13 protein-coding genes are annotated in these 16,723 nt (G+C 64.3%); 5 read left to right on the top strand and 8 right to left on the bottom strand.

All coding sequences use genetic code 11. The features are described from left to right. Positions 1-2: 2 nt before the first annotated feature. A complete protein-coding gene (locus WT60_RS21375) occupies positions 3-719 on the top strand; it encodes a histidine phosphatase family protein (protein WP_059671392.1) in 717 nt (238 codons plus the stop codon). A gap of 29 nt (positions 720-748) precedes the next feature. Then, on the top strand, positions 749-1,564 hold the full coding sequence (locus WT60_RS21370) for a 5'-methylthioadenosine phosphorylase (RefSeq protein WP_038746069.1): 816 nt from the start codon (positions 749-751) through the stop codon (positions 1,562-1,564). 209 nt (positions 1,565-1,773) lie between these two features. On the opposite strand, the gene WT60_RS21365 is transcribed toward WT60_RS21370, so the two are convergent. Next, positions 1,774-2,265, bottom strand: a complete 492-nt coding sequence (locus WT60_RS21365) for a hypothetical protein (protein ID WP_038746067.1) — start codon at positions 2,263-2,265, stop codon at positions 1,774-1,776. 120 nt (positions 2,266-2,385) lie between these two features. Between WT60_RS21365 and WT60_RS21360 the strand changes: the two genes are divergently transcribed. The 3 genes from WT60_RS21360 to WT60_RS21350 all read left to right on the top strand — a co-directional run bounded on the left by WT60_RS21360 (position 2,386) and on the right by WT60_RS21350 (position 4,841). Then, the gene (locus tag WT60_RS21360; protein WP_060356176.1) at positions 2,386-3,228 is read left to right on the top strand and encodes an NAD(P)-dependent oxidoreductase; all 843 of its coding nucleotides are present in this window, start codon (positions 2,386-2,388) and stop codon (positions 3,226-3,228) included. Between the two features lie 18 nt (positions 3,229-3,246). Then, positions 3,247-3,990 carry an SDR family oxidoreductase gene (locus tag WT60_RS21355; RefSeq protein ID WP_060356125.1) on the top strand — a complete coding sequence of 248 codons (744 nt, stop codon included), beginning with the start codon at positions 3,247-3,249 and terminating at the stop codon, positions 3,988-3,990. Positions 3,991-4,175: 185 nt separating this feature from the next. Continuing rightward, complete coding sequence (locus WT60_RS21350; RefSeq protein WP_060356177.1) at positions 4,176-4,841, top strand: HAD-IA family hydrolase; 666 nt, start codon at positions 4,176-4,178, stop codon at positions 4,839-4,841. A gap of 1 nt (position 4,842) precedes the next feature. Here the strand turns inward: WT60_RS21350 and WT60_RS34615 are convergent, their stop codons facing one another. The 7 genes from WT60_RS34615 to tssH form a co-directional block, all read right to left on the bottom strand. Continuing rightward, positions 4,843-5,070, bottom strand: a complete 228-nt coding sequence (locus WT60_RS34615; protein ID WP_186448645.1) for a hypothetical protein — start codon at positions 5,068-5,070, stop codon at positions 4,843-4,845. A gap of 11 nt (positions 5,071-5,081) precedes the next feature. Next, positions 5,082-5,381, bottom strand: coding sequence for a hypothetical protein (locus WT60_RS34610; RefSeq protein ID WP_186448644.1), 300 nt, complete (start codon positions 5,379-5,381; stop codon positions 5,082-5,084). A 192-nt stretch (positions 5,382-5,573) separates the two neighbouring features. Then, positions 5,574-5,984 (bottom strand): hypothetical protein, encoded by a 411-nt coding sequence (locus WT60_RS33870; protein ID WP_145986845.1) that lies wholly within the window; start codon positions 5,982-5,984, stop codon positions 5,574-5,576. Next, on the bottom strand, positions 5,985-10,562 hold the full coding sequence (locus tag WT60_RS21340) for an RHS repeat-associated core domain-containing protein (RefSeq protein ID WP_082759415.1): 4,578 nt from the start codon (positions 10,560-10,562) through the stop codon (positions 5,985-5,987). A 22-nt stretch (positions 10,563-10,584) separates the two neighbouring features. Then, complete coding sequence (locus WT60_RS21335; protein ID WP_060356128.1) at positions 10,585-11,850, bottom strand: hypothetical protein; 1,266 nt, start codon at positions 11,848-11,850, stop codon at positions 10,585-10,587. 15 nt (positions 11,851-11,865) lie between these two features. Next, a complete protein-coding gene (tssI, locus tag WT60_RS21330; protein WP_038746060.1) occupies positions 11,866-14,070 on the bottom strand; it encodes a type VI secretion system tip protein VgrG in 2,205 nt (734 codons plus the stop codon). Further along, complete coding sequence (gene tssH / locus WT60_RS21325) at positions 14,067-16,712, bottom strand: type VI secretion system ATPase TssH (protein WP_060356129.1); 2,646 nt, start codon at positions 16,710-16,712, stop codon at positions 14,067-14,069. The genes tssI and tssH overlap by 4 nt, the downstream gene beginning before the upstream one ends. Positions 16,713-16,723: the final 11 nt, after the last annotated feature.

Below are 16,723 nucleotides of genomic sequence, written 5' to 3'. Positions count from 1 at the left end.
CCGTGCACGATCGCTACCGCCTGATCCTGATCCGTCATGGCCAGACGCCGGACACGCTGGACGGGCGCTTCTGCGGCGCGCGCGACCCGGCGCTCACGGCGCTCGGGCACCGGATGGCGATCGAAGCGTCGCGACATCCGGCGCTGCGCGGCATCGCCGTCGTCGTGACGTCGCCGTCGCTGCGCGCGCGACAGACCGCGCGCCACATCGCCGACGCGAACTCCGTGTCGATTCTCGTCGACGAACGGCTGCGCGAACTGTCGTTCGGCGCGTGGGAAGGGCGCGTGCCCGACGACGTGCGCGACGAGCCGGCGTACCGGCGTTGGATCGACGATCCGGCGATCCACGCGCCGCCCGGCGGAGAAACCGGATTCGCGGTGCTCGCGCGCGTGATGTCGGCGGTGCGCGACGCGATCGGCATGTTCGACGACGTCGCGCTCGTCACGCACAAATCGCCGATCCGGCTGCTCGCGTCGTTCTACGGCGCGACGCCGCTGTCGCGCTTCCGGCAGATCGCCGGCATTCACGCATGCTCGGTTTCGCTGATCGTGCGCGACGGCGGCGGCGTGGCGCTCGGTCCGCTCGGCGACACGTCGCATCTGTCGCTCGCGTGGCGAACCGATCCCGATCGCGCGCGCGCGCCGCCCGACGGTGCGGGCGCTCTCATCGACGACGGGGCGCGCGACGCGCCGCCGCTTATCGGAGGGCGCGACGGGTAACGCCCTCCATCACCCGACAGGAGTCGCGCATGTCACACTCGAAGCGCATCGCCATCATCGCGGGCACCGGTCTCGCCCGCGGCCTCGACGCATTCCTCGGCAACCGCGAGACGATCGAGAACGTGCGGGTCACGTTCGGCCGGCGCAGCGGCGCGGTGCTGCATTACACGACAGGCCGGATCGGCGGCATCGAGGCGATCGTCCTGCCTCGGCACGGCCCGACGCTCGAGATTCCCGACCGCAGCCCGTCCGAGCTCGTCGCCGAGCTCGGACACGAAGCGCACATCTGGCACCTGCACGAACTCGGCGTGCAAGCCGTCTACGCATTCAATTCGGTGGGCGCGATCGACCTCGATCTGCCGCTCGCCGCCGACAACGTGTTTCTCGCGCCCGACGACTACGCACGCGGCCTGTCGAGCGTCTCGCACAGCTTCGGCAATGTTGCGAAACACGTGCATCCGTCGATGCGCGAACCGTTCGACGCGCGGCTGCGCGCGAACTTCGCGCTCGCGGCCGACAAGGTCGGCGCGAAGCTGCTGATGCAGGGGCTGTACATCCAGTCGGGCGGCGACGCGTTTGAAAGCGTGGCCGAAGTCGAGACGTACCGCCACGTCTATCAGGGCCGGCGCAACCGCGTGCTCGGCATGACCGCGGGTGCGGAGCTCGTGCTGTGCAGACAGATGGAGATTCCGTATGCGCTCATCTGCGCGAACTGCAACTGGGCGGAAGGGCTCGATCCGGACAACGCGGTGACGCACGCATTCGTGCTCGCCGGCATGCAGCCCGCCGCCGCCACGCTCGCGAAGATCGCCGAGGCGGTGCTGCGCATCGAGGCTGAAACTTGAACGGATTGCGCGCAGTACGCTCGCGATCGGAAGCGGCGCGCGGCGACGACGACGCCGCGGGACGGCGCGCGCCGTCCGCCGTCGGACGCGATGCGGCGATATCGCGGCCGATTCAGTCGGTTGAGTCGTTTCGCTCGTGGCGGTCGTTTCGAGCGCTTCGAGCGCTTCGAGCGCTTCGCTCGTTTTGGCCATATCGGCGCGAGCGTCGACTATTCGCGCAACGCATCGAAGCGCAGCCTCAGCAACGCCGCGCGCTCGAGATCCTTGCGCCGGCCGAACAGCGTCAGCATGCGTTCGAGCGCGAGCGGCGACGGCACCGGCACTTTCACGTTCGCGACGGCGACGTACCGCATCGAATCGACGACGACCTCGCGCCACGCACGGCCGTCGTTGACTTCGAGGCGGCCCATCACTTCGACGTCGAGCGGCGCGAAGCCGAATCGCGCGAAGCGGGACCGGAAACGCGCGCCGTCGGCCGGACGGAATTCGGCGCGGCGCGACGCGGCCCAATGCGCGATCGCGGCGTCGGCGTCGCGCACGCTCGTCAGCACATCGATGTCCTTCGGCGCGACGTCGACGCCGTACAGCGCGAGCGCCGCGCTGCCGATCACGCACCACGGATCGCGAAACATCGCCGTCATCGCCGGCACCGCCAGCAACAGTGTCTGTTCGAGCGCCGCTTCGACGGATGGTCGAACCATGGTTCCTCCGTGCGGCTGCGAAGCGCGAGGCCGCGCAGCGTGTGTGCCGACGAAGCGCGACCGCGCTCGGGCGGCCGCGACACATCGAAATCCTTACTTTAACGATTTTTGGAGGCGAGCATGACAAGGATCGTCATCACGGGTTCCGCCGGCAAGGCCGGCGCGTTCGTCGTGCGCGAATTCGCCGCGCACGGCTACGACACGCTCGGCGTCGATGTGAAGGCCACCGTCGTATCGAGCGCGCTCGGGCACCTGCCTTCGATGAAGGCCGATCTGCGCGACCTCGGGCAAGTGCTCGAATCGTTCGAGCGCGCGGATGCGATCGTCCATCTCGCGAACGTGTCGCTGCCGGGCATGTTCCCGCCGGGCAAGACGTTCAGCGACAACCTGACCGTCAACTACAACGTGTTCAGGGCCGCGCGCCTGCTCGGCATCCGCTCGGTCGTGTGGCTGTCGAGCGCCGCGGTCGTCGACGACCTGTTCGATCCGTCGGGCGAGATCGACGTGCCCGTGACGGAAGATTCGCCCGCGCGCGCGGGCTCCACGTACGCGCTGTCGAAGATCGTCACCGAGCAGATGGCCGACTTTTTTTGCGGCGAACACATGTCGATCGTCGGCCTGCGCGCGCCCGTGATCGAGGACCCGGCCGATTATCCGCACTATGCGAAGTATCACGGCGATCCGCAGCTGCGCCGCTGGCATCTGTGGTCGTACATCGACGCGCGCGATCTCGCCCGCGCATGCCGTCTCGCGGTCGAAACGCGGCCGCGAGGCGTGCATAACGTGTTCGTGTCCGCGCGCGACACCGTGATGGCCCAGCCGATCGATGCGCTCTTCGAGCTGCGCTTCCCCGGCGCGCCGGTGCCGGCGCGGCTGCGCGAATGCGGCAGCTTCTTCGCGCCGGAACATGCGAAGCGATTGTTCGGCTTCGAGCCGATCCATTCGTGGCGCGACGATCGATGAAACGGCGACGAGGTCATCATGGGCGCGACGCATTCGAACGGCATCTATTCACTTGACGGCCAGCGCGTGCTGATCGTCGGCGGATCGAGCGGCGTGGGGCTCGCGCTCGCGCGCGAGGCGACGCGGCTCGGCGCGCAAGCGATCATCGTCGGTCGGAATCGCGCGCGCCTCGATCGCGCGGTGGCGATCGTCGGCGCGGGCGCGATCGCCGAGGCGGCCGACGTACGCGAGCCGCGCGACGTTCGGCGGCTTGCCGAGCGCATCGGGCGTATCGATCATCTTTGCTTGAGCGTCGCTCACGACATCGCGCCGCATTCGATCGCGGACGATCTCGTCACGCTGAAACGGCACTGGGACAGCCTGTTCTGGTCGTCGCTCGTCGTCGTCAAGGAAACGCTCGCGCATCTCGCCGAGACGGGATCGATCACGTTCGTCACGGGATCGCTGAGCCGCAAGCCGGTGGCGGGGAAATCGCTGTTCACGTCGTCGCAGTGCGCGATCGAAGGCATCGCGCGGGCGCTCGCGGTCGAGCTTGCGCCGAGACGGGTGAATACCGTGGTTCCGGGGTTGCTCGATACGCCGCTGTGGAACGCGCTCGATCCGGCGCGGCGCGCGGCGTTTTTTGCGGGGCACGCGGCGAAGCTGCCGGGGAGGCGGATCGGGCGGGCCGAGCATGTGGCGGGGGTGGTGATCGCTTGTATGGTGAATGGGTTTGTGACGGGGGCGTCGATGACTGTCGATGGGGGGGAGCAGATTGTTTAGTCGTGGCGTCGCATGACGGATGTTCGTCGCGCAGGGAGCGCGTCGGGGCAAACGCGTCGGCACGGCGATGGGCTGGCGATTGCGCGTGAGGTGTCGTGGGCCGTATTTCCCCCGGAATCGATGCTTCACGTATGGGAAACACTCGTCGGCACTTGCCGACGCGCTTCGAAAAGAGTTTTCGCAAAGTGACTGCGCTCACCCTGTTGTTCGATCTGGACGGCACGCTCGTCGATACCGACGCGTTGCATCTGAATGCGTATAACGCGCTGCTCGCGCGCTGGAATCGGTCGATCGATATCGATTACTACAAGACGCACGTGATGGGGTTTTCCGACGACCTGATTTTCGGGGAGTTGTTTCCGGGGATGCCGGCGGCGGAATATACCGAGCTGGCGGCGGAAAAGGAGCAGCTGTTTCGTGCGCAGCTGGGCGCGAAGCTGACGCCGACGGCGGGGACGGCGGATATTCTCGGGTATGCGGAGCGGGTTGGCGCGAAGACCGCGGTCGTGACGAATGCGCCGCGCGAGAATGCGACGATGATGCTCAATGCGTTGGGGCTCGCGGAGCGGTTCGGCACGCTTGTGATCGGCGGCGAGCTGGAACATGGGAAGCCGCATCCGTTGCCTTATTTGACCGCGCTGGAGTTGCTCGGGGCGAAGGCGGAAGACGCGGTGGCGTTCGAGGATTCGGCGTCGGGGGTGCGCTCGGCGAGTTCGGCTGGGATTTTTACGTTCGGGATGTTGACGGCGTTGGGTGAGGAGAGGTTGAGAGAGGCGGAGGCGAAGGGGGTGATTCGGGATTTTGGGGATCGGGAGTTATGGGATTTTCTAAAGCAATTCTCGAACACGTGAATCAAAGCGGACGTGGGTAAAGATCGCCGATGACGACCGAAGCCATCAATGCAGCGTCGCTCGCCTCCAAGAAAGTGCCGATAGGATGCGGTATTTGCGACGCGAATGGCAACGTCAACAACTTCGCGAACATCGCGCGAGCGACACGCTGTTTGGTCAGCAGTTGCGCGCACACCATACTCGCGCGGCTCGGACCGCTTTGCGAGAGCGCCGTGTCAGCCAGTTGCAAGAGACGCTCGATCAATCAGCACGTCGTGCGTACCGAGGAAACCGAGGCCTGAACATGGTGGGGAATTTTAAATTCCCAAACCCGGAAAAATTGGATTCCCCTTGACAGGCGAGCTTCTGGTGATCGGCGAGCGTGTCGGTGCGGTCGTCATACAGTGCACGCAACATGCCGAGATCGGGCGGCTCGATGCAGAGTTGCTCGCCCAGATGCTGCCGCAGCCGCTTGGGAATCTTTTTGTAAGCATCGAGCGTGCGGCAGATCATCCGTACGAAGCCGAGATGAAAGGCAACTGTCAGACGGTAGCGGACCATAGATTTAGTTCGTTGCCCTTGCGCCGAGCACGCTCCGTATGCCACAGTCCGGCTTTGGCCGCCGCGTAAAAACGCGTTCGATCACCTGGGCTGAAGCAACCCGTTCCGATGAAAGGCGACGATGGGGCGTTTTGTCGAAGGCGAGGACCGTACGCAAGTAATGTTGCTCCGCAGCAAATAAGGCGAGAAATTTCAGGTAAGCGAAATCATTCCTAGCTTTCCAGAAGGCAAAAAATCGAGAGACACTCCATTGCTGCTAGCCGAAATAATCTCAGAAACCCTTCGCACGTTCCATTTATTCTCACTAAAGAAAGCCATCCACTCATCCACTCCCCTTCCCTCATCAACAACATCAACAACCCTCATTCTATTTCCATGAAGATCAATATTTATAGAAACAACCACCTCATCTTCCGAAACAAAACTCAAGTTTCCATACAAGTGGTAATGAAGCTTTGAACGTCTACCAATTCTTGATTTTGGCAACTCAGCCATCCCAAAGACATTCCGAACCGATTCGATAGAATCACCAACTGCAATACCATGCAATCGCCTCTCTTTAATCAAATCCATTACATCAATTATAAATTGTCCAGATCTCATTCACCCTCCCAGAATATCGTTTATCCGCTCCACATTTCTTTCTATATCACGCAATTCTCTGGATCTTCCGTTGGCTAAAGCACACAGCGACTTCGAAGACTGCTGCCTAGCATGAGCCAAAACTGACTGAGTTCCTTCGCGCGCCTTGGTTAGAATATCATTTCTAAAGGCCGCATTATTTTCGAAATGTTCTTTAGCCGATTTTATGGCGACATCAACCTTCCTACTCCCCGCCTCGTTGGGAATTGCATTCTTAAATGTTATTCCACCGAGGTGATCCGGCCTCACTGAAAGCTCAACTCCATTTGGAGCATAAAAATGCAGTCCTTTCTGAACCACATCGTCAAAACCAGGTGAGTGAATTTGCCATGTTCTGTAATCCAACCCCCACGGATCGATCCATGAGATTGGATTAGGTGCATATGCATAGACGTTGATGCCACCGCCAAGGCCAATCGGGTCCTTCGATATAAACCGCCCGCTATTTGGATCGTAGTACCGATGCCAGTTATAACACAGCCCACTTTCGTCGTCGTAATACTGCCCCTGCAACCTCAGCGGCTGCATGATCCATCGCCCATCGCATTCGGCGCTCCCCGTTGGATGATAACGTGCCTCCCACACAATCTTCCCACTAGCGTCATGTAACCGCACGGGCGCCCCGTTCGGATCATTCTGATAAAAGTACACCGTTCCTGTGTTCGGTGTCAGTTGCCCCGACAATCGCGCTGATACCCTACCCGTTGTCAGATCACCTCGCACCGTCACGAGGGGGCAGAATGTTTCCGGATAGTAAATCCACTCGCACACACAACCAGCGACAGGCAGCGCTCCTGTTTCTGTTTGGCCATACTCCGGCGAAGCGTGCGACGACGGCTGCATATCTCCTCCTACGTCCAGATCCGTGTCATCCCTTCCCTTGCCGCCAGTTGCATACTCCCCAACAAGCGTATCGCCGTCCCAAAAGAACCGGCTCAGACGGTACAGCGGCTGCTGCGATGCCCCGCCTGTTGCTCCCTCACACACGACTTTACGAACCCGCCGCTGGAATGGATCGTACTCATACTGTGCGCGAATGTGTGTTGACTTCTCCCCTGAAATGGCAAGACCCGGCCGCACCGCCACCGTCTCAACGAGCTGCCCGGCCGCATCCCAACGCAGCGTCAGGTCCTGCGCGGCATCCTGCTTCCGAATAAGGTTGCCGACTCTGTCGTACGCGTAATAGCAGCCTTCATATTCACCTTCACGCACCCAAGTGCCGGTCTTTGCCGCAGCGGCTGCATCCGCCGCGCGGCGCTCGTGAATGTGCGTCTTCAGCAAATCTCCGGCCGGATCGTACAGATAGCGACGCAACTGCCCAGCGGGGTCGAGATGCGCGATCACCTGCCCCACCGGATCGTACTGAAAGCGCTCGATGCCGCCCCGCGAGTCGCGCTTTTCGACCAATTCGCCATTCGCGTCGTACGTATATTCGCTCGCGAAGAGCGCGCCGGTGCCGGTTAGCAACGTACGCTGCGACGCAAGCTGGCCGTCCGATTCGTACGACAGTTCGCGCCGCAACTCCGCACCCAACTGCTCGGTGCAAATCTGCCCGAGCGCATCTCGCTCGAGCACGACCGGCGCGGTGTCGTCGATCCGAATCGACGTGACGGCATCCAAAGCGTCGTATGCATAGCGAACGGTATGCTCGACAACCGCGCCGCCGGCAATAAGCCGGGTCCTGCGTGCTATCCGGTTGCCGGCTTCGTCGAAATCGCTGGCGATCGTGAAGTCGTCGCCTTGTCGCTCCTCGATCACGCGGCCCGCTGTGTCATAACTGAACTCGACGCGGCAAGACGGATTCTGCGCGATCACCAAATCCCCGCGCCGGTCGTATGCGAAGCTGTCGATCCGGAGACCATCGCCATGTTCCGGATCAGGCACGCGCTTCTGCACGATGCGTCCGAGCCGATCGTATCGGTATTCGATCGTCTGCCCCAGAGGATCAGTGCTATAGAGCAGTTCGCCCGCAGCACCATATCGATAGCGTCGCGCTTGCCCCCAGTAGTCCGTCTCCACGACGATCCGCCCCAACGCATCGCGTTCGAGCGCGTATAGCTCGCCGCGTTCGTTCACGACGCCGATCAGTTGTTCTTCCGTGTCGTAGCGGTACTCAACGGTGGTGCCGTCGGGCGCGAGCCGTCTATTGACCTCTCCGAGCGCCGAGTACTCCATCTGCGTCACGTAGCCCATGGGGTCGCGATAACGAGACAGGTTTCCTTCAGCGTCGTACCCACAGTGAATCTCACGCCCGCCCGGCTCGATTGCGCGCATCAGATTGCCGTTGCGGTCGTACTCGTATTTGCTTTGTTGTCCGAGCGCATCGATTGCTTCGATGAGGTATCCGCGCGCATCGTACCGATACTGCGTGCGATGCCCCAACGCATCGATCTGCGCCGCGAGATCGCCGTCCCGGTGGTAATCGAATCGCGTGCTCGCACCGCGCGGCCCGGTATGTTCGACGAGCTGACCGTACTCGTCATATGTATAGCGAGATATCGCGCCCGACGGATCGATCTGCGCGAGCAGATTGCCGAACGTATCCCATTCGTAGCGCCACTGCCGGCCACCTATCAACGTCACGCAGACCGGGCGGTGATCGAGGTCAAATTCCGTTCTGACTGCGCTGCCGTCCGGCAACGTCTGCACGAACAAACCGCCATACGCGTCATATTCCCAAGCCGTCGTCCGCCCCGCCGGATCGATCACCGCGCTCGCACGCCCCTGCGCGTCATACCGATACGCGGTCACGCCGCCTAGCGGATCGATTTCAGCGACAGGCATCCCGCGCTCGTTCATCTGCATGATCGACGTATGCCCGAGCGAATTGGTGACGCGCGTCTCCACCCGCGCGCGATCGTAGACGAAGCGATAATCGAACAGCCCGTTGTCGCCCCAAGCATGATCGACGCGCCACACGCCGTCGTCGCCCTGCTGGTAGCTGTAGTAAAACGACACGCCGCGCGCGCTCGTATGGCTCACCATCCGATGGCCGGCCGTGTACTCGAAATGATGCGGATGCGCCATCGCATCGATCGCGGCCGCCAGATTGCGCTCGCGATCATGCTCGTAGCTCACGAGCGGATGCGGGTTCCCTCCCGCATCGATCAGCGTCAATGAAGTCAACAGCCCGGCGTGCAGCCCGCTGCCCGTGCCGCATTCGATCACACGCTCGGTCTGCCCGTCGCGCTTCCATTCGACGAGACGCACGAGCCCGCCATACACGTCACGCTCGAACACCCACGCATTGCCATTGAGATCGGCCATGCGATCGATCGGCAGCGTGACTCGCGACTCGCCATCGAGCGCCGCAACAGCATCTCGCCAACGAGAAGGCAGCACGAACCCGTATTCGATACCCTCACGCGTGCGCAGCACCATCCGCCCATCGTCGCAATACAACGCATGCCCATGCTGCCAGTCATACGTGCGCGCCGACCAACCGTCGCCGGCCGGCACTACGTCGAAAGCGGTCGCATGATCCGGAAAATAAGCAGCCACTCCGATCCCGTCTTCGTTGCGCATCAGTTCGAGCCGGATATCGGCAGGCGTCTGCCAGCCGAAGCCGACCGCGCCCGCATGGCGATCATGGCTCGCGTAATAACGATCCCACACGAGCGGCAGCCGGCCGGAGACGGTGAAGTCGTTCTGCTGCACGACCACTTCGCCTGTCGTCACGTCGACCGGTTCCGCCTTCAGCACCGTGCAACGCAAGAACCCCGACTTCAGATGCAGCTTGTCCGCAAGCTTCTTCGCCCACTTCGATCCCTGAAACGCCTTGAACATCCCCTTCGCGGCCGCCGCCATGTTCATCACGGGCGGCCCGCCGACGAGCACGGGCCGTCCGGCGGGAATCGGCAGCATCACCGAACTCGGCATCGACACATGCGTGCGCGCCGTATGCGCGCCGTTGTGCGGCGGCGGCTCGATCCCTTCGGCCCAGCAGCTCATCGCTGACAGCGCCATGTACGACAGCGGATCGTTGTTCGCGAGCACGGTGCGGCTGCCCATGTACGATTCGGCGTCGTCGGACGGCAGCGGATCGGGCGGCGCGAACGTTTCGCCGAGCGGAAAGTGCAAGCCCGGCACATGAAACGAATGCGTGCCCGCCGTCGCGCGCATCAGCCCGTTCACGAAGATCGGCCTGCCGGCGGTGGCGCCCGCTCCGACGCCCGCGCCCATCGCGTTCGCCGCGTCGCCTTTGATCGACGACACGTCGCGATTGAGCTTCAGTGCTTCCGCGACCATCGGATTGCTCGTGGCCTTCTTCATCTGGTCATCGAGCGAATCGAACGTATCGGTCAATTTCTCGACGTCGTCGGGATGATCCTTCAGATATTCCAGCACCGCGTCTTCGGCGATCGCCATCGCAATGCTGCCGATCACGCCCTTCGCCGCCTCGACGTATTCCCGCAGATCGAGCATGAAGCCGATGTGCGGATGCGGCAAGAACACGGGAGGCAGCCCCGGCGTGACGATCACGGAATGCACGTCGACGCCGACGACGGGATCGAGATGCTTGACGGCCGGCAGCGCCATGTTTTCCGCTCCTTGCTCGCGCTCAGCGTCCGCCACGCAGCGCCGCGACCTTGTCGCTCAGCTCGCTGCGGCGCCGGTCGAATGCGCCGACCTGCTTGACCATCCATTCGACGACGAGCCGCAGGTTGCTGTTCACGCGCATCGGTTCGTCGATCAACAGCCCCGCGTCGAGCGCGTTGAAGCCCGCTTCCAGCGCATGCTCGCGCTCGCCCGCCTTCTCCCAGCACACCGCGCTCATCCGCCATGCCTCGACGGTCATCAGCGCGTCCCGCGCGGCCGTCATCGACGCCGCCGCGCGCTCGTAGCAGTATGCGGCCGGTGCGAACGCCTTGTGCGTCAGGTGCGCGCTCGCTTCGCCGAACAGCCCGTTCGCGACGAGCTTGTGCCCCGCCGGATGCGCTGCGCCGAGCGCGCGCTCGCCGCTTTCGGTCGCTTGCCGATACGCGTCGAGCGCGCGCTCGTGATCGCGCCACTTCAAATACGCCGCGCCCGCGATCAGATGCACGACCACGCACTGATCGAACCAGCGCTCGCGTTCGGCGATCCGCAACGCGGCCGCGCGCAATTGTTCGAGCCGCGCCGGATTGCCGTCGCCGATCGTCTCGCTCAGTTCGACGAACAATCGCCTGAACTCGCCGTTCGGCCCGCGCTCGCCGGATTCCGCGAGCAATTCGCGCGGCACGCTCGCCATCGTGTAACGTCCCTTCACGACGTGCACGGTGCTCGAATGCTGCTGTTGCAACGGCTTGAACGGTTCGTCGCCGATGCGCGGCAATACGAATCGCACACGCGCGCCGAGCCGCGGCGAGTTTTCGATGACGTCGAGCAATTCGCCGAGCCAGCGCGCGAGCGCCGCATCGTCGCGAACCTGCTCGGGCTGCAACACGAAAACCATCGCCGGAAAAATGTCCGGATGGTGCTGCATCAAGCTATCGGCAACCGTCAGAAACCGAAGAACCGGATGTCCGCCGTCGTCACGGGGCGGTTGCCAATCCGCTCGCAGCCCTTGCGCGTTCGACGCGTCGCGCCGGCTGTCGTAAAAGCGGATGAGCTCGTCCGCCAGCGCAGCCGCGTAGCGCGCTTCACCGACGAAATCCGAACGCATGACGATCACCGCGCTCGACATCTCCTCCTGCGTCTGAAAATAAAGCTGCACGAGCTGCGCATCGGCTTCGTTCGCCTGCCAGATCATCAGCCTTGCGGCTCGATCCTTCGCAAAGCTCTGCCAATCCGTGTGCGCATCCATGAACCTGCGCTCCACGGGGTTCGTGGGTTGCCAGTTCTGCATGATCCTCGTTCCCCGTCAGGGGTTCAGTTTCAGTATCGTGCCTTCCACCGTGTGCTCGCCCGTCGCCGACGACGTCACCGTCTTGCCGCGCACGCTATGGCTTCCGCTAGCGCTCGATTCCACCGTGACGCCGTTGATCACGATCGTGCCGTCCTTCTTCAGCGTGATGCTCGCATTGCCGCAAACAAGCGCGATCTGATCGCCCGCGCCGACATGCACGTTGTTCTTCACGTTCATCGCGTGACTCGCGCCGACGTTCACCGTCTGCGATTGGCCGACGTTGAGCACGTGCGCGTCCTTGATCGTCGACGTTCGTGCACCGATCTCCTCCGCGTGATGTTCGGCGACGGTCGTCTTCATGCTTTTCGAATTCGTCTGATAGTGCGTGGTGACATTCAGCGTCTTGCCCTGTCCGATCGATTCGGTCTTGTCTTTCGTCACTGTCTCCACGTGATTTCCGCCGATCGTCGCTTCGCGATTCGCGCCGATGGTCACGGTTTCGTCTTTTCCAACCTGCCGCGTGCGATTGCCGCCGACGCCATGCGTCTCGTTCCCGCCGATCTGCGCGACGCGATGCTGCCCGATGTTCACCGTCTCGTTCTGCCCGACGCTTCTCTGCCGGTTGTTCGCGACGCTCATCGTCTCGTTGTTGCCGACCGAATGCGAATGATCGCGGCCCACCGACAGCGTGTGATCCTGCTCGGTCTCCGCATCGAAGTTGCGCTCCGCATGCATCCATAATTGCTCCGCACCCTTCTTGTCCTCGAAGCGAAACGCGTTCGAATGCTCGGTGGTGCCGCCCGGCGACGAGCGGGACAGCAGCCCGCTTTGCGTCGCGCTGCCGGGCAGGCCCCACGGCGGCATCTTTTCGCCGTTGTATACGCGCCCCGTCACGATCGGCTGATCGGGGTCGCCGTTCAGGAAATCGACCACCACCTCGTCGCCGATGCGCGGAATCTGCACGCCCCCGAAGCCGCCGCCCGCCCACGGGCTCGACACGCGCACCCAGCACGACGAGTTCTGATCGCTCTGCCCGTAGCGGTCCCAGCGAAATTGCAGTTTCACGCGCCCGTACTGGTCCGTCCAGATTTCCTCGCCCTTCGGGCCGACGACGCTCGCCGTCTGCGGGCCGTTCGTGCGCGGCCGCGGCGTCGCGCGCGGCGATCGATACGGCAGGCTCGACGGCTGCACGAGCACCTGCGATTCGTGCACGACCGCTTCGTTGCCGCTGTCGGTCGCGTACGCATTCTCCTGAAACCGATACTGGCAGCGCACGATCAGGTACTCACGGTTCTGGTCGGCGCGCGGGCAGTGTTCGAGCGCGAACAGATAGCCGGGCGCGACGCCGCGCACGTCGGTACGCGCGAGCGCGCGCTCGTGCTCGGCCTGCTGCTCTTCGAGCCGCACGCGGCTGTAGTGCGCGCCCGGTTCGTCGTCGCGATAGCCGCCGGGCCATTCGAACGACGCGAAGCCGTCATGGTCGTGGCCGCGCGGATCGATCTTCTGCGCGGACAAGTCCGCGCGCGGCTTCGTGTAGTCGTAGTCGCTCGTCTCGTGCTTGCCGATGCTCACTTCCTGCGCGGGCAGCCAACTGTCGATGTGCTCTTCGTCGGCGATCGCGGTGCGGTCGCGCGCGATGAACGGAATCGTCTCGTAACCCGGCAGCGCGACGTGCGACGACATCGCGTCGCACAGCATCAGCGTATGCGTTTGCGCCGCATGCTTGAAGTAGTAATAAATCCCTTCGAACTCCATCAGCCGAGATACGAATGCCGCGTCGGTCTCGTTGTACTGCACGCAGTATTCGCGCGGCGTGTACGTCTCGGTCAGGTGGTTTTCGATCGGGAAGCCGTACGTGGCGAGCACCTCCTGCACGATCTCCGGCACCGTCTTGTTCTGGAAGATCCGGCAATCGGAGCGGCGCGTCGCGAGCCACAGCCACGGGCGCACGATCAGCTGGTAGCCGTAATGGCGCTCGGCACGCCGCCCGACGAGCGACGCGCGCGCGACGATCCCGTTCAGACAGCGCTCCGATTCGTTCTGCTGCCGGATGCGCACCGTCACCGGTTTGCCGAGCAGCTCCTTCAACGACAGGCTGTGATTGTCGGCGAGCGCTTCGATCCGGAAATCGAACAATCGCCCGAGCGCTTCCTCGCCGTAGAGCCGGTGGAACCTCAGGTCGTCTCCATGCAGGCTGTCGAGTGTGAACACGCGGGTCACGTCGCGCCCTCCTCTTCGAATCGATAAACGAATTGGCCGTCGTCCGCGCTCACGTCGATCGCCGACAGCGCGCGAGCCTCGATCGTCGCGCGCAGGATCTCCTGGCTGATGCGCGGCAGCACCGTGTGCGTGAGGATCGCGTCGACCATCCGCCCGCCGGATTCGATCGTCCGGCAGCGCTCGACGATCAGCGCGGTCGCCGAATCGGCGCAGCGCAGCGCGATGCCGTGATGCGCTTCGATGCGCCGCTCGATGCGCGCGAGCTGCAACGCGACGATCCGCGCGAGCATCTCGTCGGTCAGCGGGTAGTACGGCACGACGGTCAGGCGTCCCAACAAAGCGGCCGGGAACACGTCGCGCAGCGGCGCGCGCAGCGCGTCGGTCAGCGTCTGCGCATCGGGCAGCCGCTGCGCGTCGCGGCACAGCTGCATCACGCGCTCGGAACCGACGTTCGACGTGAGGATGATCACCGTGTTGCGAAAATCGATGTAGCGCCCTTCGCCGTCTTCCATCCAGCCCTTGTCGAACACCTGAAAGAAGATCTCGTGCACGTCGCGGTGCGCCTTCTCGATCTCGTCGAGCAGCACGACGCTGTACGGCCGCCGCCGCACCGCTTCGGTCAGCACGCCGCCCTGCCCATAGCCGACGTAACCGGGCGGCGCGCCCTTCAGCGTCGACACCGTATGCGCCTCCTGGAACTCGCTCATGTTGAGCGTGATCGCGTTGTGCTCGCCGCCGTACAGCGTTTCGGCGAGCGCGAGCGCGGTCTCGGTCTTGCCGACGCCGGACGGCCCGCACAGCAGGAACACGCCGTGCGGTTTCGCCGGATCGTCGAGCCGTGCGCGTGCGGTCTGAATGCGCTCGGCGATCAGCTCGACCGCATGCCGCTGGCCGACGACGCGCTCGGCGAGCGTATCCGCGAGCTTGAGCACCGATTGCATTTCGTCGCGCACCATCCGGCCGAGCGGGATGCCGGTCCAGTCGGACACGACGGCGGCCACCGCGTGCGTGTCGACCGCGGACAGCACGAGCGGCGTCTCGCCCTGCAATTCGGCGAGCGCCTGCAACGCCGCCGCGAGCTTCGCCTGCACGTTCGCGCGGGCCTGCGTATCGAGCGCGCGCGAAGGATCGTCGTCGAGCAGCGAAGCGCGCCAGTCGACGATCTCGCCGAGCGCGTCGCGCTCCGCCTGCCAGCGCGCGTCGAGCGCATCGAGCGTGGCCTGTTCGCTCGCCACCGATACATCGATCGAATCGAGCCGCGACGCATCGCCCGCGCCGAGCGCGCACTCGCGCGCGATCAGTTCGCGTTCGACGCGCAGGCTGTCGATCCTCCGCCGCGCGTCTTCGATCGGCGCGGGCACCGCATGCTGGCTGACCGCAACGCGCGCGCACGCGGTGTCGAGCAGGCTGATCGCCTTGTCGGGCAACTGCCGCGCGGGAATGTAGCGATGCGACAGCGTGACGGCCGCGTGCAGCGCATCGTCGAGCACGAGCACGCGATGGTGCGCTTCGAGCTTCGCGGCGAGCCCGCGCAGCATCGCGAGCGCCGCGTCCTCCTCGGGCTCGCGCACCTGCACGAGCTGGAAGCGCCGCGTGAGCGCCGGGTCCTTCTCGATGTACTGCTTGTATTCGGACCACGTGGTCGCGCCGATCGTGCGCAACAGGCCGCGCGCGAGCGCCGGCTTCAGCAGGTTCGCCGCGTCGCCCGTGCCCGCCGCGCCGCCCGCGCCTACGAGCGTATGCACCTCGTCGACGAACAGGATCACCGGCCGCTCGCTCGAGCTCGCCTCGTCGATCACGCCGCGCAGTCGGCTTTCGAATTCGCCCTTCACGCTCGCGCCCGCCTGCAGCAAGCCGATGTCGAGCAGATACAGCTCGACGTCGCGCAGCGGCGGCGGCACGTCGCCCGCGACGATGCGCAGCGCGAAGCCCTCGGCGACCGCCGTCTTGCCGACGCCCGCCTCGCCGACGAGCAGCGGATTGTTCTGCCGCCGCCGCAGCAGGATGTCGACGATCTGGCGAATCTCGCCGTCGCGGCCGACGACCGGATCGATTTCGCCCGCGCGCGCACGCGCGGTCAGATCGACCGCATAGCGCGCGAGCGCCGCGCCCTCGCGTGCGGCGAACGACGCCCCGCCCGGCGCGCGCGCGGCAGGCGGCGGCGTTTCCGGCGAGCCGTCGACGATCCGGTCGAGCTCGTCGGCGAGCACGTCCGGCACGATCCGCTCGAAGTCGCGCGCGATCGCATACAGCACGTTGCGAAGCTGCGCCGTCTTCACGATCGCGAGCAGCAGCACCGCGCTGCGGATCTGCGTCGCGTCGTACTTGAGCGTCGCGTACACCCACGCGCGCTCGACCGCATCGTCGATGTGCGCGGACAGATCGGACACCGAACCGGCGCCGCGCGGCAGCCGGTCGAGCGCGGCGACGATCCCGCGGTCGACCGCCGCCGCATCGATGTCGAAGCGGCGCAGAATCCGGTGCACGTCGCTGTCCGAGCGCTGGAGCATCTGGTTCAGCCAGTGCGCGAGCTCGACGTACGGATTGCCGCGCAGCCGGCAGAAACCCGTCGCCTGCTCCAGCGTCTCGTAGAGAAAGGCGTTCAGCTTTCCGAACAAGGTCACTCGGCCGATATCGGACATGGCGATTCCCG

Source organism: Burkholderia sp. MSMB617WGS (assembly GCF_001532025.2).
Classification (GTDB): Bacteria; Pseudomonadota; Gammaproteobacteria; order Burkholderiales; family Burkholderiaceae; genus Burkholderia; species Burkholderia savannae.
The sequence above is the reverse complement of the archived record's forward strand: the minus strand, read 5'-3'. Positions and strand labels throughout refer to the sequence as shown.

Coding starts and splice junctions, on each gene's coding strand:
- WT60_RS21370 (WP_038746069.1), top strand. CDS start 749: ATGTCACACTCGAAGCGCATCGCCATCATCGCGGGCACCGGTCTCGCC.
- WT60_RS21365 (WP_038746067.1), bottom strand. CDS start 2,265: ATGGTTCGACCATCCGTCGAAGCGGCGCTCGAACAGACACTGTTGCTG.
- WT60_RS21360 (WP_060356176.1), top strand. CDS start 2,386: ATGACAAGGATCGTCATCACGGGTTCCGCCGGCAAGGCCGGCGCGTTC.
- WT60_RS21355 (WP_060356125.1), top strand. CDS start 3,247: ATGGGCGCGACGCATTCGAACGGCATCTATTCACTTGACGGCCAGCGC.
- WT60_RS34610 (WP_186448644.1), bottom strand. CDS start 5,381: ATGGTCCGCTACCGTCTGACAGTTGCCTTTCATCTCGGCTTCGTACGG.
- WT60_RS33870 (WP_145986845.1), bottom strand. CDS start 5,984: ATGAGATCTGGACAATTTATAATTGATGTAATGGATTTGATTAAAGAG.
- WT60_RS21340 (WP_082759415.1), bottom strand. CDS start 10,562: ATGGCGCTGCCGGCCGTCAAGCATCTCGATCCCGTCGTCGGCGTCGAC.
- WT60_RS21335 (WP_060356128.1), bottom strand. CDS start 11,850: ATGCAGAACTGGCAACCCACGAACCCCGTGGAGCGCAGGTTCATGGAT.
- tssH (WP_060356129.1), bottom strand. CDS start 16,712: ATGTCCGATATCGGCCGAGTGACCTTGTTCGGAAAGCTGAACGCCTTT.